This window comes from Pseudomonas sp. MYb118 (assembly GCF_040947875.1).
Lineage (GTDB): Bacteria > Pseudomonadota > Gammaproteobacteria > Pseudomonadales > Pseudomonadaceae > Aquipseudomonas.
Map to the genome: position 1 here is coordinate 1 of NZ_JBFRXN010000003.1, position 21,824 is coordinate 21,824.

Genomic DNA, 21,824 nt, shown 5'->3' on the forward strand with positions numbered 1-21,824 from the left:
GCGGACTCGCCAAACCTGAGCAAACCAGGCTGATCAACGAGTGGCGTCGCCGGCCGTTGAATCAACTCAAGGTTGATCCGGTAGACCCGTCGATCATCATTGCCGAGCAAGTCATCCCAGCCGATGAGGGAGGGCGCTGGATTCGTGAAATCGGTCTGTACGACGAGGCGGGCGATCTGGTGGCTGTGGCCAACTGCGCGCCGAGCTATAAGCCACTGCTGGCTCAAGGCTCTGGTCGCACGCAAGTGGTGCGGATGAATTTCATCGTCAACAACTCCGGCAGCGTCACGATCAAGATTGACCCGTCCGTGGTGCTGGCTACGCGCGGGTACGTGGATGCGGCCATCCTGGAGGTGTTGCCGGCGAACAAAACAGCCGGCGAGTACACCCGCGTCAAGACCAACAATCGTGGCCTTGTGGTGTCGGGGGATAATCCAAATACCTTGGCCGCAATGGGCATCACCGATGCTTTTACCCGGGCTGAGGTGCTTTTCACTATCCAGTCCCAAGCCGCGACGGCATTCACCACGTCGGGGGCTTCCCCGGCGTACACGCTGGCCCCGGTCCCGGCCATTGGGGTTTATGCGGCGAACCTGCGCTACCGTGTCAAATTCCATGAGGCAGGATCAGGGCCCGCAACGCTGAATGTTTCGGGGCGTGGTGCGAAAGAACTCAAGCAGTATGACCATACCGGTGCCAAGGTCGCGGCGGTGATCGCTGCCGGTCAACTGGTCGATGTGGAGTACGACGGTGTCGACTTCGTTTTGATGGACCGGTTGCCGGCGCCCTTGGCGTCTGGTGTTCGTGGGGCATTCAGTAACCTCAAGCTATCCGCTACCGGCACCAATACCAACATCACGATTTCTGCGGATGAGCTGGTGTTGGAAAACGCTGATGGCCTTTACAAAACAGTTCGAAATGTCGCCCTGACGATCAATCAGGGTGGCAGCCTGGATGCGGGGCTTATTACCGCATCCACATGGTACTCGGTGTGGGTCATTGCGTCGGCTGATGGCTCGGCGGTTGCGGCGATCACGTCGCTATCTGCAACGGCGCCGGCGCTGCCTGGTGGCTACACCTTCAAGGCTCGGGTGGGCTGGTTCAGGACGGATGCCACGGGGAACAAGTTTCCGTTGGCCTATTGCCAGTTTGGTCGACAGGCCCGTTACGCGGTGACCGCGGGGAGCAACCTGGTGGCCTTGCCATCCATGGCGGGTGGGGTGCTGGGTAACCCTGGGGCGGGCGGTTATGTCGCGGTGAGCCTTGCGCCATTTGTTCCGGTTACGGCGGCGGCGGTGGATTTCTTTGCATTTGCCCAATCTGCCGGCGCTTATTACGCGGTTGCCGATACCAACGCATACGGCACTTACCTGAGCACCACCAACCCGCCGCCGATTGCGAGCGGCGCGTCTACCTCAACTTCGGCGGTCGATTTCTGGCGCTCCATGTCGCGCTTGATGCTGACCGCTGGGCAAAACCTTTACTGCGCCTCAAATGCTGCGGACTTCAGCATGCGATGCCTGGGCTGGGAGGACAATCTATGAATGGCTTTGCCGTGAATGCGGCGGGTGGTTTTCGCGCTGTCAGTAGTGCGGAGGATGTGGGCGAAGACGAGACGTTTTCGAAAGTGGTGCCGCCGGCGTATGTCGCCCCCCTGGCCGACGTCGAGCGTGCTTGGCGTGATGCTGAAGTGGTACGTGTGTCGTGGCTGCGTGATCGGCATCGCGACCAGCTCGATGCAGGCATTGAAACCACATTGACGACGGCTCAGTTCGCTGTGCTGTTGACCTACCTTCAGGCGTTGCGCGATTGGCCGCAATCGCCCGATTTCCCCGACAGTCAGCACCGGCCGGTCGCGCCGGAATGGATCGCCGAACAGGTCGAATAAGCGCCCCGCACTGACGGGGCGTTTCTTTTCCGCTGTCTACTACCGAGGTTTGTTTATGACGTCGCATATCTTGCGCGCTGCTTTGCAGTGGGCGTTGTTCCTGCCGTTACGCTTAACGCTGATCCTGTTGGGGTTTCTGGTGGTGCCAGCCGCGCTGCCACTCCTGGCGATCGAGGGGCCGGCAATTCCATTCAGTCAGGCGCCGGGCAACTGGAGGCTGGCCAAGCTGCCGGCCTGGGCCTGGCTCTGGTCGAACGATCGCGACGGTGCCCTGGGCGACAAGCGTGGCTGGTGGCACCTGAATGCGCCCTTCGGACTGGGCGCCTATCACTGGTTTTCCCAGCTCTGGTGGCTGGCCATTCGCAACCCGGCCAACAACATGCGCTTTCATCCCTGGTTCAGTTGCCCGGTGGCCGAGTGTGATTACCGCTATTGGGGTGACGGGAGCGTAGAGGATCGCCCCGGGGAGGGCGGCCGCCGGCTGCTGCTGGCCACGCACAAAGCCACCGGCCGGCGTTACTACGGTTTCTATGGCGTGTGGCAGTGGTCCGACACCCGCGCCCTGGTGATCCAACTGGGCTTCAAACCCGAGCCCAGCGACTGGGCCGAGGACTACAGCAGCGACCCGACCGCGCAGTGGAAAGGCCTGACGTTTGAGGTCAACCCCTGGAAATCCATTTAACCCCGCTGCGCCGTTACGCGTAACGCAGACACCCCTCACAACCTCGCTCACGCGGGGTTTTTCGTTTTTGGAGACTGACCTTTATGAGTGGTTCTTTTTTTCACGGCGTCACCACGACGTTGATCGACACCGGCGCGCGCACCATCTCGCTGCCGTCGTCCTCGATCATTGGTTTGTGCGACACCTTCACCCCGGGCGTGCTCGGCGGCGGCACGGCCAAGGCCGGTGATCTGGTGCTGCTCACGTCCGAGCGCGAAGCCATTGCCGCGTTCGGTGCTGACTCGGCGATTACCAAGGCCGCCCAGGCGATCTATGTGCGGGCCAAGGCGGTGATCGTCGCGGTGGGTGTGGCCAAGCTGGAAGATCCCGCGCTGCAAACGTCGGCCATCATCGGTGGCGTACTGGCCTCGGGTCAGCGTACCGGCCTGCAAGCGCTGCTCGATGGCAAGAGCAAACACAACGCCCAGCCGAAACTCATCATTGCCCCCAAGCATTCCGCCACCCAGGCGGTGGCCACCGCCATGGACGCGCTGGCCGCCAAGTTGCGCGCGATCGCCATCATCGACGGCCCTAACACCACCGACGAGGCGGCTCTGGCCTATGCCGAGGAATTCGGCAGTAAGCGTCTGTATATGGTCGATCCGGGTGTGCAGTACTGGGACACCGGCACCAGTGCCACGATCGACGCGCCGGGCTCGGCCTGGACGGCGGGTCTGTTCGCCTGGACCGATGCCAACTATGGCTACTGGGCATCGCCGTCGAACAAGGAATTTGTCGGCATGACCGGCACCACGCGGCCGATCGAATACCTCGACGGCGACGAGACTTGCCGGGCGAATCTGCTCAACAACGCCAATATCACCACGATCATTCGCGACGGCGGGTATCGCTTGTGGGGCAACCGCACGTTGTCCAGCGATGCGAAATGGGCGTTTGTTACCCGAGTTCGCACCTGCGACATCCTGATGGATGCGATCCAGGCCGGGCACAAGTGGGCGGTCGACCGCTCGATTACCAAGACGTACGTCAAGGACGTTACCGAAGGTCTGCAAGCGTTCATGCGCGATCAGAAAAACGCCGGTGCGGTGATCAATTTTGAGGTCTACGCAGACCCCGAAATGAACACGGCCAGCCAAATCGAGCAGGGCAAAATCTACTGGCGCATCCGCTTCACCGACGTGCCGCCGGCGGAAAACCCGAATTTCCTCATTGAAGTCACCAACGAGTGGCTGACCGAAGTTCTCGAAACTGCCTAAGGGGCCAAACGATGATTCCTCAAGTTCTCTCCAACTGCGCCGCGTTCGTCGACGGTGTGAGTTTTGCCGGCGACGTGCCGACCCTGACGCTACCCAAGCTGACCCAAAAAACTGACGACTATCAAGGCGGCGGCATGTCGGCGCCGATTGAGTTCGCGATGGGCCTGGAAAAGCTGGAGGCGGCGTTTACCACCAATGGCGTTCGCCGTGAGTCGCTGAAGTATTTCGGCCTGGCCGATCAGACCGCGGCCAACATCGTGTTTCGCGGCTCCTTCAGGGGCCTTAAGGGCACCGTGGTGGCGGTGATCGTGACCATGCGCGGCGGCATCAAAGAAGTCGACATGGGCGACTGGAAGCTGGGTGACAAGGCGGAAATCAAGCACGCCGTGAAGCTCACGTACTACAAGCTCGAAATCGACGGTCGCGTGATGTACGAGATCGACCCCCTCAACATGATCCAGGTGGTCGACGGTGTCGATCAGCTGGCTGCCGAACGCTCGGCCCTGGGACTTTAAGGATAAATGAACATGACACCAATCAACCTCAACAAGCCTTTGCCGAGCTGGCTGGTCCTGACGGACGAAGGCGTTACCGTAACGCTGGCCTACAAGGCGAATATCGGCGGCGTCGTGGTCGACAAGTTGTCTATGCGCGCGCCGAGCGTGAAGGACATGGAGGCCGCGAAAGCGGCCAGCGGTGGCGAAATGGACAAGCTCGAAAAGAACCTCTTTTGCAGCTTGGTCATGGCCAGCGATGCCGAGCTGACCGCCCTCAAGATCAAGGACTACAACCGTTTACAGGCGGGCTATTTTCGCCTGGTTGAAGACGACGACCTGTAACGAAGCCACCTTGAAGGTGTTGGCCCGACGCTTGGCTAAGGAGACTGGTTTTTCCGCGGCCGAGATTAAGGCCATGCCTTTCTCGGAAATGGTGTGGTGGCTCACGGATTGAGCCGCTGTTGAATTCCTCGACGTATGGGGCACGCACATGGCGAATAAACTCGCGCTCGGCCTGGTCATCGGCGGGGCAGTTAGCTCCACGGTGGGCAGCGCATTTAAGGATGTCACCGGGCGCATCAAGAAGCTGGAGGCTGAAGGGCAAAAGGCCCGGGTGCTGCAAAAGACCATCAGCGACACCATCCGTCTGCGCGATGAGTGGCGCAAGTCGCACCTGGCAGGTGAGCAGGGCGCCGGCGCGCTGCTGAAGAAGCTCAATAGCAACCTCGACAGCCTGAAGAAACAAGGCATTGAGGTGCGTAACTTGGGTAAGGCATACGCCACGATGGGGCAGGCCGCGGTCAAGGCGGAGCTGAAAGCCAAAGGGCATATGCAACTCGATGAGGGCAAGGAGAAGCTCAAAAGCAGCGTCGGCCAGGCCGTGGCGGCCACGGCCGCGATGGCCATCCCGACCAAGGTCAGCGCGGACTATGGCGCAATCATTCGTGACATTGCGATCAAGTCGAACATTGCCAACAAGCCCGAAGAGGGCGACATGTCGCGAAGGATCATCGACACGTCGCGTGAAACGGGCATGGCGCGCAATCAGGTGGCCGAGGTGGTCAACGCCCTGGTAGGCGCTGGTATGGAACTGGACAAGGCCCTGGCCTACGCACCGACGGCGGCTAAGTTTGCCATCGGCCAGGGGTCGGACGGCGGCGAAACGGCGCGCATGATCAACGCCCTGGGGCAGAACGCCAAGATCACCGACCCGGCCGACATGCAAAAAGCCCTTGAGGCGATCGCTTTCCAAGGTCAGGCGGGCAGCTTTGAAGCCGCCGACATGGCGCGCTGGTTCCCTGAGCTGCTCGCGGGGATGGGCAAGCTGGGCATTACCGGTATGGACTCGGTGACGCAACTGGGCGCCATGCTGCAAGTGCAGATGAAGACCGCCGGCGGCGCCGATGAGGCGGCCAACAACCTCAAAAACTGGATGGAAAAAATCGGCTCGGGTGACACGATCGAGGCCTACAAAAAGGCCGGGATCGACTATCAGGGTTCGATGAACACCGGCCTGCAGAATGGCAAGTCAACGCTGGAATCCAGCTTTGAGTTGGCACAGAAGTACATCGCGGCGACCGATCCGAAAAAGGCCGCGGCCATGGCTGAGGCCACGGCGAAGATCAGCAAGGAGCAGGATCCGGAAAAAGCCAAGGCCATGATTGCGTCCCTGGAGCAGGCGTTGCGCACCGGCGACCTGTTCAACGATATGCAGGTCAAGGGCGCGTTGACCGCGTTCATGCAGAACAAGGACCTGTACGCCCAGCTCAAAAAGGACTCGGCCGATGCCACCGGGATTCTGGACAAGAACCTGGAAGAGCGCCGGCAGTCGTCGGCGCAGAAGTGGGCCGAAATGGCGCAGAACACCGATGACGCCATGCGCGCGATCGGTGATGCCTTCCGACCGGTGACCGACGCGGTGGCCGATGGACTGACCTACGTCACCCAAGGCCTGAGCAAACTGTCTGATGAGTCCCCGAAGGTGGTTACAGGTATCGGCGCCGCGGTGGCGGCGCTGATTGCGTTTCAAACGGCGATGAGCAGTTTCAAGATCGCCAAGGGTTTGCTGAACATCGGCCGCGGTTCGTTGATGGGCAATCCGAACATCCCGCAAAAGGTGATCGTGACCAACATGGGCGCCCTGGGCGGGGCCGGCGGTCCGGACTTGGGCGACCTGGGCGGTGAAGGAAAAAATGGCAAGGGCGGGGCCAAGGGGGGCGGTGGCGGTGGTGTAAGCGTGGGCTCGGTGGTCAAGGGGGCCACGATGCTTGCGGTGGTGGAGGCGGGCTTTAAGGCCGTTGACACCTATCAGAATGCCGAAACCCAGGACGAAAAAGCCGAGGGTTATGGCGCGGCCGTGGGCGGCCTGGCAGGCGCCATCGGCGGTGCGGCGGCGGGGGCCATGATTGGCTCAGTGGTGCCGGTGATCGGTACGGTGGCTGGTGGGCTTATTGGCGGGATTATCGGCAGCCTTGGCGGTGATCCACTAGGGGGCTATCTCGGTAAGTCGATGTTTGGCACCGATGAATCGCTGAAGCGCATGCCGGACGCGGGTCCACTGATGATGGCCAACGCTGGCCAGAACCTGCCGCCAGTGATGGGCGCTATCGGGCGGTCCTTCGCCAAGCCTGGCGGTGCCCAGCCCGGCGATGCCGCGCGGGCAATGTTGATGCCGCCGGCCAGTGCTGACGCCGCCGCGGCGCTGCTGGCCAAGCCGCCGGCCGCTGAAAAGGCCGAGGGGGTCAAGGTCGATTCCAAGGTGGATATCCAGGCGCCGTTTACCCTGACTGTCCAGGGCGATGTCAAAGACGGCGCCCAGCTCTATGCGCAAATTCGCCCGTATCTTGAGCAGCATCAGCGCGAAATGGCCCAGCAACTGGAAAGCCGCAAGCTGTACGACGCGCCGCATATTTAAACAGGGGGACTTATGCCTGCATTGGAGCAGTTGCAATCGGGGTTGAAGTACCTGGCGTCAGCCGGGGAGACCGGTCGGCGCAGCATGGACGGCATGCTGGGGCCGGTGAACGGTGCGATCGGCGAAATCACCGGCGCCGCGTCCGAGTTGGAGGGCGTGCCCTTTGTCGGTCCGGCGCTGGGCGCCAAGCTGCAACGGGTCATGCGCGGAGTGAATGCCGCGCAGGCCAAGGTCGGCCAGGTGGTGGCCATGTATGGCACGGCCACCCGAGCGGTGTCGCAAATCGACGAGCGCCTGGGTGTGCTCAAGGAGCAGGCCAGCCGGGCGGCCACGGCGATCAATAAGGTCGCCGGCAACGCCAGTCCCGCCTTGGCCAACATCTTGCCCACTGGGGCCTTTGCCACGGATCAGACGCCGGCGCCGGAAGCGGTTAAGCCGTTCCCGCACCTGTTGATCATCCAGCCGCAAGACCCTAAGGCGGCGCCGTATTTCTTCAACCTCGACACCGCAGCCTTTGACGAACTGCGCCGATCGACGGCGTTCCGCTGGGCTTCCCAAGAGCGCCTTGGGCGCCGGCCGGCCCAGCAAGGGATCGGCATGGGGGACGAGAAAATCACCCTCAAGGGCGCGATCTTCCCGGGCTTCAAGGGGGGCTTGAAACAGCTCGACACCTTGCGCCAGATCGGCGGCCGGTTGCAGCCGCTGACCCTGACCACCGGTTATGGCGAGGTGTTGGGCACCTGGTGCCTGACCTCGATCGAGGAAGAGCAAAGCGTGCTGATGCCGGGCGGTATCCCGCGTAAACAAGGGTTCACACTGGAGTTTGTCTGCTATGGCGACGACATGCAGAACGTCTGATGGGGATCTGCTGGATACTATCTGTCACAACTATTACGGCCATCTGGTCGGCAGCGTGGAGGCGGTGCTGGCGGCCAATCAGGGCTTGGCCGATGAGGTCCAGCCCTTTCGCGCCGGCGTGCTGATCTGGCTGCCGGATCTGCCTGCACCCATGGTTGAACACGTCTCATTATGGGATTAGTGGTCTACACTCTCATGGCTTGTATCCTCCAAGCTCCTTACGTTTCTGACCCGCCTTGTGCGGGTTTTTTTTCGGAAAAATTCCATGAACCCCAAGTTTCGCGTGGTCGCTGACGGCGCCGATATCACGGCGTTGATCAATGACCGGCTGTTACTGCTGCGCACCTCGGACAAGCCCGGGATGGAGTCGGATGAGTTCGAATTGCGCATTGATGATCGCGATGGCCTGGTGACGTTGCCGCGCCGCGGGGCCGGTGTTGAGATTTACCTGGGCTACGAAGGGCAAAGCCTGGCGCGCCAGGGGCGTTACGTGGTTGATGAGGTCGAGGTGTCCGGTCCGCCGGATACGCTCGTGATCCGCGGCAAGGCCAGTGACATGCGCGGCAGCGGCAAGACCATTCGTAGCGGCAGCTGGGAAAACGTACCGCTGTCGAAGATCGTCGCCGATATCGCCGCACGCAACGGCTGGCAGCCGGTGTGCCCGGTGTCGACCAAGGTTGCCCGCGCGGATCAACTCAGTGAGTCGGATTTCAGCTTTATCACCCGGCTGGCCAAGCAATACGACTGCACAGCCAAGGTGGCCGACGGCAAGCTGTTGGTCATGCCGCGCCAGGCTGGGGAAAGCGCGAGCGGTCAGAAGTTCGGGGCGATCACCCTTACGCGATCGGACGTCAGTCGCTGGCAATTTCGCCTGGGTGATCGCAACGCGCACAAGTCGGTCGGGGCCAAACATCAGGACAAGAAGACTGGCGAATTGGTGGTGGTCGCCCTGGACAACGACGACGTGCCGGATGGCTTGCCGGCAGTGCATACCGATCGACACATTCACCCGAACAAGACCGCCGCCGAGTCGGCCGCCAAGGCGCGCTTGGCTGCGTTCAATCGCTCGACTGCCGGCGTGCGGTTTGAAATGCCGGGGCGAACCGACATTTTTGCCGAGCGCCCGATAAACGCCCAGGGCTTCAAGGTCGGGCTCGATGGCGAGTACCTGGCCGACTCGGTCGAGCAGGTTTACACCCAGTCGGGATGGTCGACCACCGTCGAATGCAACGGCGGCAAGAAGGGCAAGGCCAAGGCCAAAGGTAAGAAAAAGAAAGCTGAGAAGCCGGTCAAGGTGGTCAGCCTCGCATAGCGCTACAGCGCATCCCATCGGCCGCCGCGAGCGGTTTTTTTACGCCTGGAGTTTGTATGTCACTCACTGAGCAACAGCTTTTACGCATCATGCCCAACGCCCGCCGCCAAGCGGGAGTTTTTGTATCCGCGCTCAATGCCGCCATGGCCGGCCGGCAAATCGACACACCGAAACGTCAGGCAGCGTTCCTGGCCCAGGTCGGGCATGAGTCCGGCCAACTGCAGTACGTCCGCGAGCTGGGCGGTGAGCAGTACCTGAGCAAGTACGACACCGGCACTTTGGCGGCCAAGCTCGGCAACACCCCCGCGGCCGACGGCGATGGTCAACGCTATCGAGGTCGCGGCCTGATCCAAATCACTGGCCACGACAACTACCTGCGCTGCAGCTTGGCGCTGTTTGGTGATGAGCGATTGCTGCGCACTCCGGCGCTGCTGGAACAGCCGCAATGGGCCGCCGAGTCAGCGGCCTGGTTCTGGTTCGTCAACGGGTTGAACGCGCTTGCCGATCGCAATGAGTTCAACGCGATCACACGCAAGATCAACGGCGGCCTGAATGGGCTGGCCGATCGGCTGCAACTGTGGGAGCGAGCGAAGGGGGTGTTATGCGTTTCAGCGACCTGATTCCGCCGCAGTATCGGATGTTCATGATGGGCGCAGCAGTGCTCGTCGTGGCAGGCTGTTTCGGCGCGCTGGCCTGGCAGGTCCAGGACTGGCGCTACGGCCAGAAGCTTGAGCAACAAGCCCGCCTGCACGTTGACACCCTGAATCAACTGGCCTTGGCAGCCGCCGCGCAACAACGAACTGAGCGCGACAACCGCTTTGCCCTGGAGCAGCGCCTGTCCGCCAACGAGCAAACTCATTACCGAGCCCTGAACGATGCCCAACGTGATCAAGATCGCCTGCGCGATCGCCTTGCCACTGCTGATGTGCGCTTGTCAGTCCTACTCGCCGCCAAACCCGGGAACGCAAGCGGATCGGTGCCTGCCACCACCGCCGGCGGCGGCGTGGTTCATGGTCCCGCAAGAGCCGAACTTGACCCGGCGCATGCTCAAAGAATTATCGGCATCACCGACGACGGTGATACAGGATTGATGGCGTTAAGGGCATGTCAGAATTATGTGGAGTTGATATCAAGGCCCTAGGCCAATGAATGCAAAATACGATTTATAAGTCCCATATCCAAATGCAGCGAGTCCCAGTAAACCTAGTAAAACGGCTATTGCTTGCAGGGCAATGCCAGACCGGGTTCTTAGTTTACCTTCTTCGGAATAAATAAGTTGCGTAAGATAGCTTATTCCGGAGGTGAGTCCTGCAGTAAACGCACCAATCACAAAAGTCGTTAGTGGTGTTGCGAAAAGTGGGATTTGTCCTGTGCCGGCGAGTTTGCCGATGAAGGCAAGTAGAGCAACGGCTGCGCCACCATTGAGCAGCATGATTGACTTGATAGCATTCTGCCCGGTTTCAATGATGGACTTGAACATTTCCAAGTCTACAGCGTGATTGTATTTTTGTATTTCGACTTGGGACTGTAGGTATGCTTTTAATCTTTCAATAACTACGGCTTCACTCTCCTGATCGTCCGCCGCAATAGCTTTGTCGAGTGCAGAGGTCAGGATGTCGATTTTGATCGACTCATTTCCTTGGGCAGAAAATCTTTCAATCTCAGATTTTAGCTGCTCAGCAAATTCTTTTAACTTCATAAGGAATATCCCTTTCATCCGTAGTAAGGAGCGAGCCTGTTAGATGCGTCAACATCTAATCAGGCCCGCTAAACTGCAGACCAATCCTGCAAGTCCAGCCATGGCTCCTGCCCTGTGCACAAAGCACAGCGAGCCTAGCACCTGTTTATTCATACAGTAAAGGTCTTGCTTTCAATGTCTACTCCTATCATCCCTTGGATGGGTGGCAAACGTCGCCTAGCCGATCGCCTCATTCCGCTTTTTCCGCCACACGAGTGTTACGTTGAAGTCTTTGCCGGCGGTGCCGCGCTTTACTTCATGCGTCCCCAGGCCGCGCCCGTTGAAGTGCTCAACGACATCAACGGCGACTTGGTGACGTTGTACCGCGTCGTGCAGAACCACCTTGAAGAGTTCGTGCGCCAATTCAAATGGGCGCTCAGCTCACGCCAGGTGTTCGAGTGGCAGAAAATGACCCGTCCCGAAACGCTCACCGACATCCAGCGTGCGGCTCGATTCTTCTACCTGCAACACCATGCCTTCGCCGGCAAAGTCGCCGGGCAGACGTTCGGCACTGCGACTACCGCCCCGGCGATTAACCTGCTGCGCATCGAGGAGAACCTCTCCGCCGCGTGGCAGCGCCTGTCTGGCACCTACGTCGAAAATCTCCCCTGGCTTGAATGTGCAGAACGCTACGACCGTGCGCACACGTTCCACTACATGGATCCACCGTACTGGCAGACCGCCGGCTACGGCGTGGATTTTCCGTTTGAAAACTATGAGCGCATGGCTGAATTCATGCGTCGCTGCAAGGGCAGGGTGATGGTCAGCATCAACGATCACCCCGACATTCGCCGCGTATTCGAGGGCTTTCACTTTGAGACCCTTGATATCCGCTACACCACTGCCAACCAGCGGCAGGGGAAAGCTGACGTCAGTGGTGAACTGGTAATCATGAACTGGGTGCCGGCCGCGTTAGGAGGGCTATTCTAATTTTGGCTGGAGGGCTCGGAGTAGAGCACTTCCGCGCGGATTTGCAGTATTGCAAGAGGAGCTCAATCGGCCCATGCTGCTTGTTCAGTGCACCAGGCCCGGCCAATGGACAAGCAGCTCGTTGGACTTTCAATTTTGATGACAGTCGTGTGGGTTTCGGCGGTGCTGCTGGTAATGTGTTGGATGTCGTAGTGAAGGTAAAGACCTTCGGATCAGCCATTACCTTTCTCATCCCCACCTAGGATGTCACCCACCGGCGTGATCAATTCCTTCCCTTGGTTTCGAACATTGCCCACGGCGCGGTCGACCTTAAACCACTCGAACGCATTGCTGGGCTCACCCTGCATCAACACCATCTGCTCAGCGCGCTCCTTGAGCGTTGCCGGATCAAGCCATTCGCGCGCCAGTTCTGGTGACAACACCACGGGGCGGCGGTCGTGAATATCCACCATGCCGCCAGCGCTGTCGGCGGTGATGATGACGAAACCATCATGCTCACTGGGTTCGTGCTCGGCGTTCGGGTACTGGCCGATCGCTGCGCACAGAATCGGCATGCGGTCCCTGTGGCGGATGAGGTAGGGCTGCTTTTTTGGTTCACCTTCGTCAACCCATTCAAACCAGTTGTTGATGGCGACGATTGCTCGGTGTGGCCAGATCGCCCGAAAGAAGGGGCCATGGGCGACTTTCTCGACACGGGCATTGATGGGCGCGGCACGATCCTTAGCCCAGTGTGGTCGCCAACCCCAGCGCACCATGTCCGCGCGCAGGGAGTCACCTTCCTGATGAAAGAGGGCGAGCTGGGTGGTCGGGGCGGCGTTGTAGCGTTCGAACGGTTGATCGCCGGCATTGTTGATCAATGCATTGGGCATGCTCAGTGCAGCGACGAAGTCGTGTATGCCGTCGTATTGAGAAAGTCGTCCACACATCACTCACCCCCCCCCACCTATCAGATTTCTTCCTGCATAAATTGACCGCAAGGCTTTTTGAAAGTTAACTGTATATTCGTACAGTATCGGAAATCGTGCGTCATGAGCTTTTTAACTATAGGGCCAATCGCCAGGCCGGCCGGAAGCTGCCACTGTGTTTGTTTCGCGTGCCGGCGGCTTTACCGTCGCCAGCAGCTGACCATATCGAGGCCCAAATCTCGCTCGATGAGGTTCTGAATATTCGGGCCCCGCATGTGTACCTGGTGTCGATTACCGGCGACAGCATGCAGGGGGCCGGTATTTTGAAGGCGATTTGGCGATTGTGGACCGTTCGCTCGAGCCTGCTCATGGCCACATCGTGGTGGCGTTGCTCAACAACGATCCAATCTGTAAGCGGCTATGCATCCGCGGCAAAGAAGTGGTGCTGCTGTCGGAGAATCCGAAATACCCAGCGCGGTACATCCTGGAGAGTGACGAGCTGTCGATTTGGGGTGTGATCACGGGCACGGTGCGCAGCCATGTCTAAGCCTTCACCGGTGTTCGGCTTGATCGACTGCAACAGCTTCTATGCCAGTTGCGAGCGGGTATTTCGTCCGGACCTGGCCAAGGTGCCTATCGTGGTACTCTCTAACAATGACGGCTGTGTGATTGCCCGTAGCTACGACGCCAAGCCGTTTGTGAAGATGGGCGAGCCGTATTTCAAGATCAAGCACACGCTAAGGCAGCACGGCATTATTCCCTTCTCGTCGAATTACGCACTATATGGCGACATGAGCGAGCGGGTGATGTCCTTGATCGAGTCGATGGTGCCGGCGGTCAAGGTGTACAGCATCGACGAGGCCTTCGTTGACCTAACGGGAATCCACGGCCTGGATGCGCTGGGCCGCCATATCCGCAGTCAGGTACTCCGCTGTACAGGCATCCCGGTCGGCGTTGGCATTGCTCCCACCAAAACCCTGGCGAAGCTGGCCAATCACACGGCAAAACGTCTGCAGGCCCAAACCGGTGGCGTAGTGAACATCTGCGATCCGGTAAAGCGTGACTGGGTCCTGCGGAACACCGATGTTGGTGAGGTATGGCGGCGTAGGCCGGCGCATGAAAGTGCACTTGAACACCTTGGGTATCAAAAGCGCTATGGACCTGGCAAAGGCCGACGCTTGGTCGTTACGGAAAAACTTCAGTGTCGTTATCGAGAAAACCGCTCGGGAGCTGGCCGGCACCTCGTGCCTGGATCTGGAAGAGCCAGATCCCCCAAGCTAGGAGGATCTGTTGCAGCCGTATGTTTGGCAAACGGCTGAAAGAGCTGCCGCCAATCGAGGAAGGCGGCGGCCACCTTACATGATTCGAGCCTCGGAAAAGCTGAGGGCACAGATTCTTTGTGCAAAAAGATCAGGGTCAGCATCCGTACCGGCATGTTCAACCCCGACGAACCCAAGTACGCAAACGGTGTGGTGGTGGAGTTGCCCTACCCAACGGATGACGTGCGCCTGTTGACCAAGACTGCTGTGGATGCGCTAGACCGCGTGTACCGACCAGGATTTTCATACAGCAAAGCGGAAGTGCTGTTGCTCAACCTTTGCCAACCTGGCGAGTACACAGACGACCTATTCGCTGTCTCTCAGACTTCCGAGGCAACCCGTGTAATGGCAGTGTTGGATCGGATCAATGGGAAGTGGGGGAGAGGGACTCTGCGAGCTGCCAGCGTGCCAGCCACTCCAGATTGGAGGATGCGGCGCGAATTAATGAGTCAAAGCTACACCACGAATTTGGATCAGCTGTGGAAGGTGGCCTGCGTTTGAGTTCGGGATGCAAAATCGAGATCACTCTGGCGCCGTTCACACAGTAAGGTGAATTAAAATGAAGGGATTTTCGGAATCTCGGGTACTCGCCAGCAGAGATTGGTCAGTGAGAGTCAGCCCGATCTGATCAGACCGACAGTAGGTCTTGATTAGTATCGGATAGTGAGCCTGTGACGCCTGCAGTTTGTCCGTGTGTGGCTCAAGCGAAGGTTCAGGGAGACAAGGCGTAGCAAAAGTAATCAGAAAAGTCTAATATCTCACAAGCTAAATCAAATTTCTTATGGTTTAATCTTTGAAGGCCACATGAATCGAATAACGAAAGTAGGAATACATAATATATTTACGGATGATGAAACTGCCTTCATTGATGTTGACTCTCCAATTACGATATTTACGGGTTATAACGGAATCGGCAAGTCAACTGCTCTCGGAATAATTCATAGTACTATTTCACTTGCGAATCGTGGGGAGTATTTATTTCCTCGCTCGAATTGGGCAAGTCAAATTTTTCTATTGGATGGGCGTATTCTCAATCATGGAAAGGTAGCCCGGCCAGTTTCAGACGATTTTTCCCCACCGCAGATCAAAAATCCACAGAAGGAAGATTCACTAAAACAGTACTTCACTGATTTGAACTCAAGAATTTTGCCAATTAACAAGAAAAATAAAACTCTTGTTAGTAAGGATGGTGAGAAGCGAGATTTGCGCTCAACAAATGTTCTGACTATTGCCGATAGTTCTAGGGTTAAAAAAGGGGCTGCTGCTACCGGGATTGGGGTGCAGTCACTTCTTTATTGTGATGAGCTATTTAACTTTAACCAAGATGTTGATCAATCTGAGAGGTTGGAAGAGCTAGATATATTTTCAAAAAAGAATACTCTTGATAAAACTCTATACCTGTTGATTATTGAATTTTCGATGGTGGAAACAAAGACTAATTTTAATAGTGAACTGCATGATTTGATTAAGCAGATCGACGAACTATTTTCTGATAGCGAGATGCCGTTATCGCTCAGGGAGAGAGTCGAAGATCTACGGTCAATCTCTACTCCAGAGTCTTCATTTCTAACTGAGGTCAACATTTTTTTTAGTATGACTGGTAGAGAGATATTTTATACTGATGAAAAAATGCTGCAGCTCAGAGTTAAGTCTCGGCCTAAAGAGTCAGTCGAGTGGTTCAATTTGTCTAAAGGCGAAAAGACTCTACTTTGTTTGTTGTTGGCGGCATATTTGAACAAAGATAAAGACACTGTGTTTCTTTTGGATGAGCCAGATCTTTCACTGCATATAAAATGGCAAAAACAACTCTTGAAGAGTTTGAGGGCCCTGGCTCCAAAATCCCAGTTCATAATTTCTACCCACTCTCCCGCAATGATCGGCAATGCAGAAGGTGAAAAAATTATCAATGTTGGATCTTTTGCACGGGTGAAATAATGGAAGATTTGGGATTTGCATTGGATGCTGATTACATCGAGAATCAAAAATACTTTATGGATAGTAATGAGATTCCTGAAGTCGTCGTTTGGTTGGAGTCTCATGACGACTGCCGTCTGTGGTTACCATTATTTGAAGGGTTTGATAAATTTAAATTTGTATTCAAGCCAGCTTCAATATTCCCGGCGCCAGATGGAAAATCATCTAATGGATGTAGTAGGCTGCTGGCATTGTTAGATAGAGGGCAAATTAATTTAGGTAAATATCAAATTTTCTGCTTGGATAGCGATTTTAGATTTACGTCAAAGATTGCGGATGATTTCGCCGGGTCTGTCAATGCGGATGGCAATATTTACTGGACATTGGTGCATTCGAAAGAAAGTATATATTTTAATCCTGTTTTAGTAGATAAAGTAATAAGTCACCAAACAGGTGTGTCTTCGAAGCATTTAAAGCAAACCTCGGAGGAAATTTTTCAGAACATTTCCGAGCAAGTGTATGAGCCATTTTCTAAAATTCTTTATTTAGAAGCACTGCTGTGGGGTAAAACAAGCTCAGAGTTATCCTATTTCAAGTCGAACTTTAAAGCGGCCATGGATATTCTTAAGTCGAAGCCAGTTTCTGAGGCGATTGAATTCTCTGGATGCACGCACTGGAATGATTTTATTGAGGCGCTAGCGGTACTAGATGTCGAGTTAAATTCTTATTTAGCCGCTCAGTCACTACTAGATCGCTTTAAAAGCTATCAAAAATCACTGTCCGTCTCTGGGGTGGTGCCTAGCAATGTCTATTTTTTTGTCAGAGGGCACGACTGGAGCGAAGTAGTCAAAGAGCTTTCGTGCAAACGACTGGAATTCCACAAAAAAAGACGGATTGGTGAGATTGTTTCAGCCGCTTCAACAAACGCTCCAGAAAAAATTAGAGAGTATGTAGGGTCATTTGGTAGCTTTACTGAAATTTTATCTTCGCGAACCCCTATTTATGATGGTGTGCCTTTTTTTGACTCGACTTTAAATCAGATAAAGGCTCAGTACGCATGAGTAAACGTGTGCGAAATTATTGTTTGTGCGTGGATTAATCTGATTTCAAATCCAGGGTCTGTTGTGCGGCTCTGGACTCGCCGCAATTCCTGAGCGTGGTTGGCAGTAGTTGAGCAGTAAACTAATCCTCCCACTGAAAGATTTTTATCGTCGAGCCTAGACAGCGTAATAGCGCCGCCACACGTTCCAGGTGGCAATAGGCGGAAAGAGCTATTATCGGTCTTCTAAGTTGTAAAATATATATAGCTGTGCGGCAATGCTAATGACACATATTTATTGTTTACAGGTGTCAGAAGTTGTTCTGATGCACAATCTGCGAAGAAAGGCTAGTTGGATGGGTGGCGCAAAAAGTGGCACGGTGCTCTCTCGGGTCAGCGTGAACAGCCTTTCTTTAGGGGGTGAAATAGAACCGGTTGAACCACCATAGGGATCAGTGGACGTCTGAGTCTGACCGATCACTTGCCGTAATTTTCATTCCGGTGACATGAGTACCGCAAGTGTCAGTTTGATGAACTCTTCATTCTTGTCGATAGTATCAAGAGCACCGCGAACGTTGTCGGCGACTTCTGCTGATCCGCGAGCCTCCACCCAGTTGGAGAGTTCCAGGATAGCAGCTTCCAGAGCGAGTTGATTCTCGTTGAGCTTGTAGAGCAGGGAAGGTAATAGGTCTGATTGGTACATGATGGCTCCTCCTTGACAAGAGCAGCTTAGCGGTATGAATACATTATGAGAAGGACGAGATTGGACGCCAATTCTTATCAGTCTTTGCATTGACCTACAAATCGGGCTAGGACGGTGGGCAGAGCGGGAATCGAGTGACTCAATGTCGTCGGTCCAGCCTAGCGCGGCCCGGTCCCGGCCTCAAAGCTCTAAAAGCTGGACTAAAAAGCGTTCCGCAAGCAAATGTCGAGCCCGCGTAGCGCGTGGGTTGCAGCGCCAGGAAAAATGGTGGCTTGCGGAACGGTTTTTCTGCTAAGCTATTGATCTACTTAGCTTTGTGGCGTGGATTGCAAATCCGCCTACGCCGGTTCGATTCCGACCTCGGCCTCCACTCTTGAAAAGCTCCGTAGATTGTTGATTTACGGAGCTTTTTCATTTGCGCAGGACGGCAAGATTTAGTCTTGAAAAGGGCCCTCGCAAACTTGCTTCACCGGGACGGGATGTATATATTTCGTCCTTTGCTGCACAAGCGGCAGAACTGACAGGCCAAGGCCTTCAGACCGCTTGACCGCGCTACCGCCCGAATGGCGAAACTGGTAGACGCATGGGACTTAAAATCCCCCGCTCGTAAGGGCGTGCCGGTTCGATTCCGGCTTCGGGCACCATCTTTATCAAGGGTTTGCTGGCGAAAGCTGTGCAAACCCTTGTTCGTTTTTGGGCCGCAATTTACTGAGTGTGCCTACTTTTCGCCCCTTCGATTGCGGATGCGTAGCTTCATTAAAGTTGCCGACGTATACCTGTGTTGACGCTCGCCGCTCGGAACCCTTTGAAATTGCCGGTAACCACTTGAAGGCCCGTGAAACCCTGTGTGTTGTATAGTCACTCTGAGGTCAGCCCTTGGTAACGCTGACTCAAGGAGTGATTTGTGTCTAAGAGAAAGGGGCAGGTGTCATCTCTCGCCGCCGAACGTGAGGAGCAGGAGACCAGGAAAGCATTTCTCGGTCTGCTGAGCGTCGATATCTGTGAAAACCCTGAACGTATCGAACCAATTTCTGCGTCGTTGTTGAAGCGCATGGAGCGCTTACGCGTCAAAGCACGCGTTAATCGTGGGCGAGGCGATCTTCTAGAAGGATAAGGAATGCTTTCACGGACGAATGCTGTTATCAATGACTGGGCGCTTTATGGGCACCCCTTGTTCCTGAATCGCTTGGAAACTTTGGTGGAAGAGGTTGAATCGCTTGCCGATGAACACCCAGATCGTTTCCATCAGCACCCGCACTACAAGCTATTGGAGAAGGTCGACTTTTCAATACTGGTTCGGGTGCCTGCGAATCCAGCAGCTTCAGAATACCTTCAAGGCAATACGCTAGGAAAAGACTGCCGGCACTGGCGCAGAGTCAAATCAGGCCTGCCAAATCGATATCGACTGTTCTTTCAGTTCGTGGGAGATGCTCCAAAACGAATTGTCTATGCCTGGTTAAACGACGTGACCACCCTTCGCAAGGACGGAGCCAGAACAGATGTGTATGCGGTGTTCAAATCCCTGCTTAAGAGTGGTCAAATGCCATCAACGTTCGCTGATTTGATAAAGGCATCCGCTCCGGTGCCCAAACACGGATGATAGCCAGAAAAAAGCCCAGCCTAGCGGTGGGCTTTTTGTTTTGGCGAATGGCCAACGTTCGTTGATTTCCGGCCGCAACGTCGCAGCCCACCCATCACCCCTTGATAAACGCCAGCAAATCCGCATTGATCGTGTCGGCATGCGTGGTGCACATGCCATGGGGCAGGCCAGGGTAGGTTTTCAGCGTGCCGTGCTTGAGCAGTTTGATGCTCAGGCGCGCTGAGTCTTCGATGGGGACGATCTGGTCATCTTCGCCGTGCAGGACCAGGGTCGGTACGTTGATCATTTTCAGGTCTTCGGTGAAGTCGGTTTCCGAGAAGGCCTTGATGCAGTCGTATTGCGCCTTGGCTCCGCCGGTCATGCCCTGGCGCCACCAGTTGTCGATCACGGCTTCGGAGACTTTGGCGCCTGGTCGGTTGAAGCCATAGAAAGGACCGGCAGCCACGTCGCGGTAGAAGTTCGCGCGGTTGGCGGCGAGGGCTTCACGGAAGCCGTCGAATACTTTGAGTGGCAGGCCACCGGGGTTGTTCGCCGTTTGCAGCATGATCGGTGGGACGGCGCCGATCAGTACGGCCTTGGCCACGCGGCCATTGCCGCCATGGCGTGCGACGTAGCGTGCAGCTTCGCCACCACCGGTGGAGTGACCGATGTGTACGGCGCCCTTGAGATCGAGGTGGGCGGCCAGTTCGGCGAAGTCGGCGGCGTAGGTGTCCATGTCGTTGCCGGTGGCGGTCTGGCTGGAGCGGCCGTGGCCACGGCGGTCATGGGCGATCACGCGAAAGCCTTTGCTGAGGAAGAACAGCATCTGGTTGTCCCAGTCGTCCCCCGACAGCGGCCAGCCGTGATGGAAGACGATGGGTTGGCCGCTGCCCCAGTCCTTGTAGAACAGGCGGGTGCCGTCCTTGAGGGTGAGATAGCCCGAGCCCTGATGGCGTGAACCGCCGCTGGCGGGCGTTGGCGCTTTACCCGGTTGGCCCGGTTGGCCCGCGAGGGCCGGCACGGCCACCGCGAGGGCTGCCACTGTCAGGCCCGCGTTCATCAGCGCGCGGCGGGAGGTTCCTTGGATTTCGTCGGTCATGGTGAGAGCTCTCGTCTGGGTACCGCGCTTGCGGCGAATGAGGGCCGGAGGGTGTTGAAGTACCGGCCCGCAAACCCTATTCCCAGGCGAAAGTCCGCACCATCGTCCATGTGTATCGAATGGCCATACTTACGTTTCGATGGCGGGCGACTCTGCTCTTATTGCTGACCACCCCAATCCTGGTCCTGGCGTCGCTCGACACCCGCCGGGTTGCCGATGTTCACCAGGCGTCGTTCCACCAGGATGTTCTGCAGCGCCTGGCGGGCGCTGGGGTCCAGTTGGTGCTCGCGTTCCTTGAGTTCCAGCAGGATCGGGCTGGACCACATGCGATAGGTTTTCTCGGCTTCATGAATGAGTGTCATCGCTCCTCCTTGATCAGGTGCTCGCGCAAAAGGTCGACATTGTTCGAATGCGCTATTGATCCTAGCCGAGCAAATCCGTTATCGCCCCGCCGAACGTCGTTCTCTTGCCTGGCAAATTGTCGCACCCTGAGGAGGTCTGCTTGATTCATACAACCCCCTGTAGGAGCGAGCACGTCGAGGCGTCGAACCGTCGCGATGGTGGTTCAAACACCGCGGGGTGTCAGGCTGCCAGCGTTATCGTTGACGACCATCGCGAGCATGCTCGCTCCTACAGGGGGAGGTTCAGCTAGACGAAGTGTTGCCCGGCAAAACCACGGGGCAGGCGTTGCAGTCCGGCCATGGCGGTGAGCCGTTCGATCCATTCGCTGCGCCAGTCATTGGCGGTATGGACAGCCCTGGCTTTGCGCGCAGCACGACGGGCCGCGTTGCGCTGGTCCTTGCGTGCATCCTTGTAGGCATCGGTATTCCGACAGCTTCGGCATTTGACCCGATTCAGTTCGGTGGTCGAGGGGAGTTTGCCTTTGTGACCGCAGGCCAGATGCCCGCCAGTTTTGAAGTGAGTAACCATCAGACGCCTCCTTCGTGACGTGTGATCGTTGGACCGTTCCCTGGCGGCGACGTTCGGTCACCGGATCGCAGGCAAAAAGAGACCCGCATGCGGGCGGGTCAGGGTGGGATCAAAAAGGAGTGAGTTCACAGTACGAAGGTCAATGTGAAGAGAATGTGAAAAAACCGGGCAAAAAAATCCCGACACGGGGTCGGGTGGGTGTTTGGCGATAAACGGTCAGACAGGACAGCGGGCGGTGGCTGATATGCCACCGTTCATGCA

25 protein-coding genes, 1 tRNA gene and 2 pseudogenes are annotated in these 21,824 nt (G+C 56.7%); 22 read left to right on the plus strand and 6 right to left on the minus strand.

Annotated elements, in window-relative coordinates:
• The 12 genes from ABVN20_RS21350 to ABVN20_RS21405 all read left to right on the plus strand — a co-directional run.
• Positions 1-1,544 (plus strand): phage tail protein (locus ABVN20_RS21350; RefSeq protein WP_368557742.1); only part of this gene is annotated, 1,544 nt, incomplete at its 5' end.
• Positions 1,541-1,888 carry a hypothetical protein gene (locus ABVN20_RS21355; RefSeq protein WP_368557743.1) on the plus strand — a complete coding sequence of 116 codons (348 nt, stop codon included), beginning with the start codon at positions 1,541-1,543 and terminating at the stop codon, positions 1,886-1,888. The genes ABVN20_RS21350 and ABVN20_RS21355, both read left to right, overlap by 4 nt.
• A 55-nt stretch (positions 1,889-1,943) precedes the next feature.
• On the plus strand, positions 1,944-2,570 hold the full coding sequence (locus ABVN20_RS21360) for a hypothetical protein (RefSeq protein WP_368557744.1): 627 nt from the start codon (positions 1,944-1,946) through the stop codon (positions 2,568-2,570).
• An 83-nt stretch (positions 2,571-2,653) separates the two neighbouring features.
• Positions 2,654-3,826, plus strand: a complete 1,173-nt coding sequence (locus ABVN20_RS21365; RefSeq protein WP_368557745.1) for a phage tail sheath subtilisin-like domain-containing protein — start codon at positions 2,654-2,656, stop codon at positions 3,824-3,826.
• A gap of 11 nt (positions 3,827-3,837) precedes the next feature.
• Positions 3,838-4,341 carry a phage major tail tube protein gene (locus ABVN20_RS21370; protein ID WP_368557746.1) on the plus strand — a complete coding sequence of 168 codons (504 nt, stop codon included), beginning with the start codon at positions 3,838-3,840 and terminating at the stop codon, positions 4,339-4,341.
• A 12-nt stretch (positions 4,342-4,353) separates the two neighbouring features.
• The gene (locus ABVN20_RS21375; protein WP_368557747.1) at positions 4,354-4,665 is read left to right on the plus strand and encodes a phage tail assembly protein; all 312 of its coding nucleotides are present in this window, start codon (positions 4,354-4,356) and stop codon (positions 4,663-4,665) included.
• Positions 4,666-4,813: 148 nt separating this feature from the next.
• A complete protein-coding gene (locus tag ABVN20_RS21380; RefSeq protein WP_368557748.1) occupies positions 4,814-7,237 on the plus strand; it encodes a phage tail tape measure protein in 2,424 nt (807 codons plus the stop codon).
• Between the two features lie 12 nt (positions 7,238-7,249).
• Entirely contained in the window at positions 7,250-8,095 is an 846-nt protein-coding gene (locus ABVN20_RS21385; RefSeq protein WP_368557749.1) for a phage tail protein, read from the plus strand.
• Complete coding sequence (locus ABVN20_RS21390; protein WP_368557750.1) at positions 8,070-8,276, plus strand: tail protein X; 207 nt, start codon at positions 8,070-8,072, stop codon at positions 8,274-8,276. The genes ABVN20_RS21385 and ABVN20_RS21390 overlap by 26 nt, the downstream gene beginning before the upstream one ends.
• Positions 8,277-8,360: 84 nt before the next feature.
• A complete protein-coding gene (locus ABVN20_RS21395) occupies positions 8,361-9,407 on the plus strand; it encodes a phage late control D family protein (protein WP_368557751.1) in 1,047 nt (348 codons plus the stop codon).
• Positions 9,408-9,463: 56 nt separating this feature from the next.
• Complete coding sequence (locus tag ABVN20_RS21400; protein ID WP_368557752.1) at positions 9,464-10,027, plus strand: glycoside hydrolase family 19 protein; 564 nt, start codon at positions 9,464-9,466, stop codon at positions 10,025-10,027.
• Positions 10,009-10,548 carry a lysis system i-spanin subunit Rz gene (locus ABVN20_RS21405; RefSeq protein ID WP_368557753.1) on the plus strand — a complete coding sequence of 180 codons (540 nt, stop codon included), beginning with the start codon at positions 10,009-10,011 and terminating at the stop codon, positions 10,546-10,548. Before ABVN20_RS21400 ends, ABVN20_RS21405 begins: the two co-directional genes overlap by 19 nt.
• Here ABVN20_RS21405 and ABVN20_RS21410 read toward each other — a convergent pair.
• On the minus strand, positions 10,537-11,106 hold the full coding sequence (locus tag ABVN20_RS21410; protein ID WP_368557754.1) for a hypothetical protein: 570 nt from the start codon (positions 11,104-11,106) through the stop codon (positions 10,537-10,539). The genes ABVN20_RS21405 and ABVN20_RS21410 overlap by 12 nt on opposite strands.
• A 174-nt stretch (positions 11,107-11,280) precedes the next feature.
• Between ABVN20_RS21410 and ABVN20_RS21415 the strand changes: the two genes are divergently transcribed.
• Positions 11,281-12,075 (plus strand): DNA adenine methylase, encoded by a 795-nt coding sequence (locus ABVN20_RS21415; protein WP_368557755.1) that lies wholly within the window; start codon positions 11,281-11,283, stop codon positions 12,073-12,075.
• A gap of 212 nt (positions 12,076-12,287) precedes the next feature.
• On the opposite strand, the gene ABVN20_RS21420 is transcribed toward ABVN20_RS21415, so the two are convergent.
• Positions 12,288-13,001 (minus strand): SOS response-associated peptidase family protein, encoded by a 714-nt coding sequence (locus ABVN20_RS21420; protein WP_368557756.1) that lies wholly within the window; start codon positions 12,999-13,001, stop codon positions 12,288-12,290.
• A 102-nt stretch (positions 13,002-13,103) separates the two neighbouring features.
• Here ABVN20_RS21420 and ABVN20_RS21425 point away from each other — a divergent pair.
• From ABVN20_RS21425 to ABVN20_RS21450, 6 genes and pseudogenes are all read left to right on the plus strand, one after another.
• Positions 13,104-13,527 (plus strand): annotated as a pseudogene (locus ABVN20_RS21425) (LexA family protein).
• Positions 13,520-14,299 carry a hypothetical protein gene (locus ABVN20_RS21430; RefSeq protein ID WP_368557757.1) on the plus strand — a complete coding sequence of 260 codons (780 nt, stop codon included), beginning with the start codon at positions 13,520-13,522 and terminating at the stop codon, positions 14,297-14,299. The pseudogene ABVN20_RS21425 and the gene ABVN20_RS21430 overlap by 8 nt, the downstream one beginning before the upstream one ends.
• 57 nt (positions 14,300-14,356) lie before the next feature.
• A pseudogene (locus ABVN20_RS21435) lies at positions 14,357-14,578 on the plus strand (DNA polymerase V subunit UmuC); the annotation flags it as partial.
• Positions 14,579-14,644: 66 nt separating this feature from the next.
• Complete coding sequence (locus tag ABVN20_RS21440; RefSeq protein ID WP_368558691.1) at positions 14,645-14,800, plus strand: DUF4113 domain-containing protein; 156 nt, start codon at positions 14,645-14,647, stop codon at positions 14,798-14,800.
• A gap of 303 nt (positions 14,801-15,103) precedes the next feature.
• Positions 15,104-16,234: an AAA family ATPase gene (locus tag ABVN20_RS21445; protein WP_368557758.1), complete on the plus strand. Its 1,131-nt coding sequence runs from the start codon at positions 15,104-15,106 to the stop codon at positions 16,232-16,234.
• On the plus strand, positions 16,234-17,274 hold the full coding sequence (locus ABVN20_RS21450; RefSeq protein ID WP_368557759.1) for a DUF4435 domain-containing protein: 1,041 nt from the start codon (positions 16,234-16,236) through the stop codon (positions 17,272-17,274). The genes ABVN20_RS21445 and ABVN20_RS21450 overlap by 1 nt, the downstream gene beginning before the upstream one ends.
• A gap of 471 nt (positions 17,275-17,745) precedes the next feature.
• Here ABVN20_RS21450 and ABVN20_RS21455 read toward each other — a convergent pair whose 3' ends face one another.
• Positions 17,746-17,955, minus strand: a complete 210-nt coding sequence (locus ABVN20_RS21455; protein ID WP_368557760.1) for a hypothetical protein — start codon at positions 17,953-17,955, stop codon at positions 17,746-17,748.
• Between the two features lie 557 nt (positions 17,956-18,512).
• Between ABVN20_RS21455 and ABVN20_RS21460 the strand changes: the two genes are divergently transcribed.
• The 3 genes from ABVN20_RS21460 (at position 18,513) to ABVN20_RS21470 (ending at position 19,555) form a co-directional block, all read left to right on the plus strand.
• Positions 18,513-18,599, plus strand: a tRNA-Leu gene (locus ABVN20_RS21460).
• Positions 18,600-18,859: 260 nt separating this feature from the next.
• The gene (locus tag ABVN20_RS21465; protein ID WP_368557761.1) at positions 18,860-19,069 is read left to right on the plus strand and encodes a hypothetical protein; all 210 of its coding nucleotides are present in this window, start codon (positions 18,860-18,862) and stop codon (positions 19,067-19,069) included.
• 3 nt (positions 19,070-19,072) lie between these two features.
• Complete coding sequence (locus ABVN20_RS21470; protein WP_368557762.1) at positions 19,073-19,555, plus strand: type II toxin-antitoxin system YhaV family toxin; 483 nt, start codon at positions 19,073-19,075, stop codon at positions 19,553-19,555.
• A gap of 94 nt (positions 19,556-19,649) precedes the next feature.
• Here ABVN20_RS21470 and ABVN20_RS21475 read toward each other — a convergent pair whose 3' ends face one another.
• The 3 genes from ABVN20_RS21475 to ABVN20_RS21485 all read right to left on the minus strand — a co-directional run bounded on the left by ABVN20_RS21475 (position 19,650) and on the right by ABVN20_RS21485 (position 21,563).
• Positions 19,650-20,633, minus strand: coding sequence for an alpha/beta fold hydrolase (locus ABVN20_RS21475; RefSeq protein WP_368557763.1), 984 nt, complete (start codon positions 20,631-20,633; stop codon positions 19,650-19,652).
• Between the two features lie 158 nt (positions 20,634-20,791).
• The gene (locus ABVN20_RS21480; RefSeq protein WP_368557764.1) at positions 20,792-20,995 is read right to left on the minus strand and encodes a hypothetical protein; all 204 of its coding nucleotides are present in this window, start codon (positions 20,993-20,995) and stop codon (positions 20,792-20,794) included.
• Positions 20,996-21,281: 286 nt separating this feature from the next.
• Positions 21,282-21,563: a hypothetical protein gene (locus ABVN20_RS21485; protein WP_368557765.1), complete on the minus strand. Its 282-nt coding sequence runs from the start codon at positions 21,561-21,563 to the stop codon at positions 21,282-21,284.
• Between the last annotated feature and the right edge of the window lie 261 nt (positions 21,564-21,824).

Excerpts from the sequence above, each read along its gene's own strand:
- ABVN20_RS21360 (WP_368557744.1), top strand. The coding sequence starts at position 1,944 with ATGACGTCGCATATCTTGCGCGCTGCTTTGCAGTGGGCGTTGTTCCTG.
- ABVN20_RS21365 (WP_368557745.1), top strand. The coding sequence starts at position 2,654 with ATGAGTGGTTCTTTTTTTCACGGCGTCACCACGACGTTGATCGACACC.
- ABVN20_RS21370 (WP_368557746.1), top strand. The coding sequence starts at position 3,838 with ATGATTCCTCAAGTTCTCTCCAACTGCGCCGCGTTCGTCGACGGTGTG.
- ABVN20_RS21410 (WP_368557754.1), bottom strand. The coding sequence starts at position 11,106 with ATGAAGTTAAAAGAATTTGCTGAGCAGCTAAAATCTGAGATTGAAAGA.
- ABVN20_RS21405 (WP_368557753.1), top strand. The coding sequence starts at position 10,009 with ATGCGTTTCAGCGACCTGATTCCGCCGCAGTATCGGATGTTCATGATG.
- ABVN20_RS21480 (WP_368557764.1), bottom strand. The coding sequence starts at position 20,995 with ATGACACTCATTCATGAAGCCGAGAAAACCTATCGCATGTGGTCCAGC.
- ABVN20_RS21415 (WP_368557755.1), top strand. The coding sequence starts at position 11,281 with ATGTCTACTCCTATCATCCCTTGGATGGGTGGCAAACGTCGCCTAGCC.
- ABVN20_RS21470 (WP_368557762.1), top strand. The coding sequence starts at position 19,073 with ATGCTTTCACGGACGAATGCTGTTATCAATGACTGGGCGCTTTATGGG.
- ABVN20_RS21440 (WP_368558691.1), top strand. The coding sequence starts at position 14,645 with ATGGCAGTGTTGGATCGGATCAATGGGAAGTGGGGGAGAGGGACTCTG.
- ABVN20_RS21475 (WP_368557763.1), bottom strand. The coding sequence starts at position 20,633 with ATGACCGACGAAATCCAAGGAACCTCCCGCCGCGCGCTGATGAACGCG.
- ABVN20_RS21420 (WP_368557756.1), bottom strand. The coding sequence starts at position 13,001 with ATGTGTGGACGACTTTCTCAATACGACGGCATACACGACTTCGTCGCT.
- ABVN20_RS21445 (WP_368557758.1), top strand. The coding sequence starts at position 15,104 with ATGAATCGAATAACGAAAGTAGGAATACATAATATATTTACGGATGAT.
- ABVN20_RS21450 (WP_368557759.1), top strand. The coding sequence starts at position 16,234 with ATGGAAGATTTGGGATTTGCATTGGATGCTGATTACATCGAGAATCAA.
- ABVN20_RS21355 (WP_368557743.1), top strand. The coding sequence starts at position 1,541 with ATGAATGGCTTTGCCGTGAATGCGGCGGGTGGTTTTCGCGCTGTCAGT.
- ABVN20_RS21385 (WP_368557749.1), top strand. The coding sequence starts at position 7,250 with ATGCCTGCATTGGAGCAGTTGCAATCGGGGTTGAAGTACCTGGCGTCA.
- ABVN20_RS21390 (WP_368557750.1), top strand. The coding sequence starts at position 8,070 with ATGGCGACGACATGCAGAACGTCTGATGGGGATCTGCTGGATACTATC.
- ABVN20_RS21400 (WP_368557752.1), top strand. The coding sequence starts at position 9,464 with ATGTCACTCACTGAGCAACAGCTTTTACGCATCATGCCCAACGCCCGC.
- ABVN20_RS21380 (WP_368557748.1), top strand. The coding sequence starts at position 4,814 with ATGGCGAATAAACTCGCGCTCGGCCTGGTCATCGGCGGGGCAGTTAGC.
- ABVN20_RS21375 (WP_368557747.1), top strand. The coding sequence starts at position 4,354 with ATGACACCAATCAACCTCAACAAGCCTTTGCCGAGCTGGCTGGTCCTG.
- ABVN20_RS21455 (WP_368557760.1), bottom strand. The coding sequence starts at position 17,955 with ATGTACCAATCAGACCTATTACCTTCCCTGCTCTACAAGCTCAACGAG.
- ABVN20_RS21430 (WP_368557757.1), top strand. The coding sequence starts at position 13,520 with ATGTCTAAGCCTTCACCGGTGTTCGGCTTGATCGACTGCAACAGCTTC.
- ABVN20_RS21395 (WP_368557751.1), top strand. The coding sequence starts at position 8,361 with ATGAACCCCAAGTTTCGCGTGGTCGCTGACGGCGCCGATATCACGGCG.
- ABVN20_RS21485 (WP_368557765.1), bottom strand. The coding sequence starts at position 21,563 with ATGGTTACTCACTTCAAAACTGGCGGGCATCTGGCCTGCGGTCACAAA.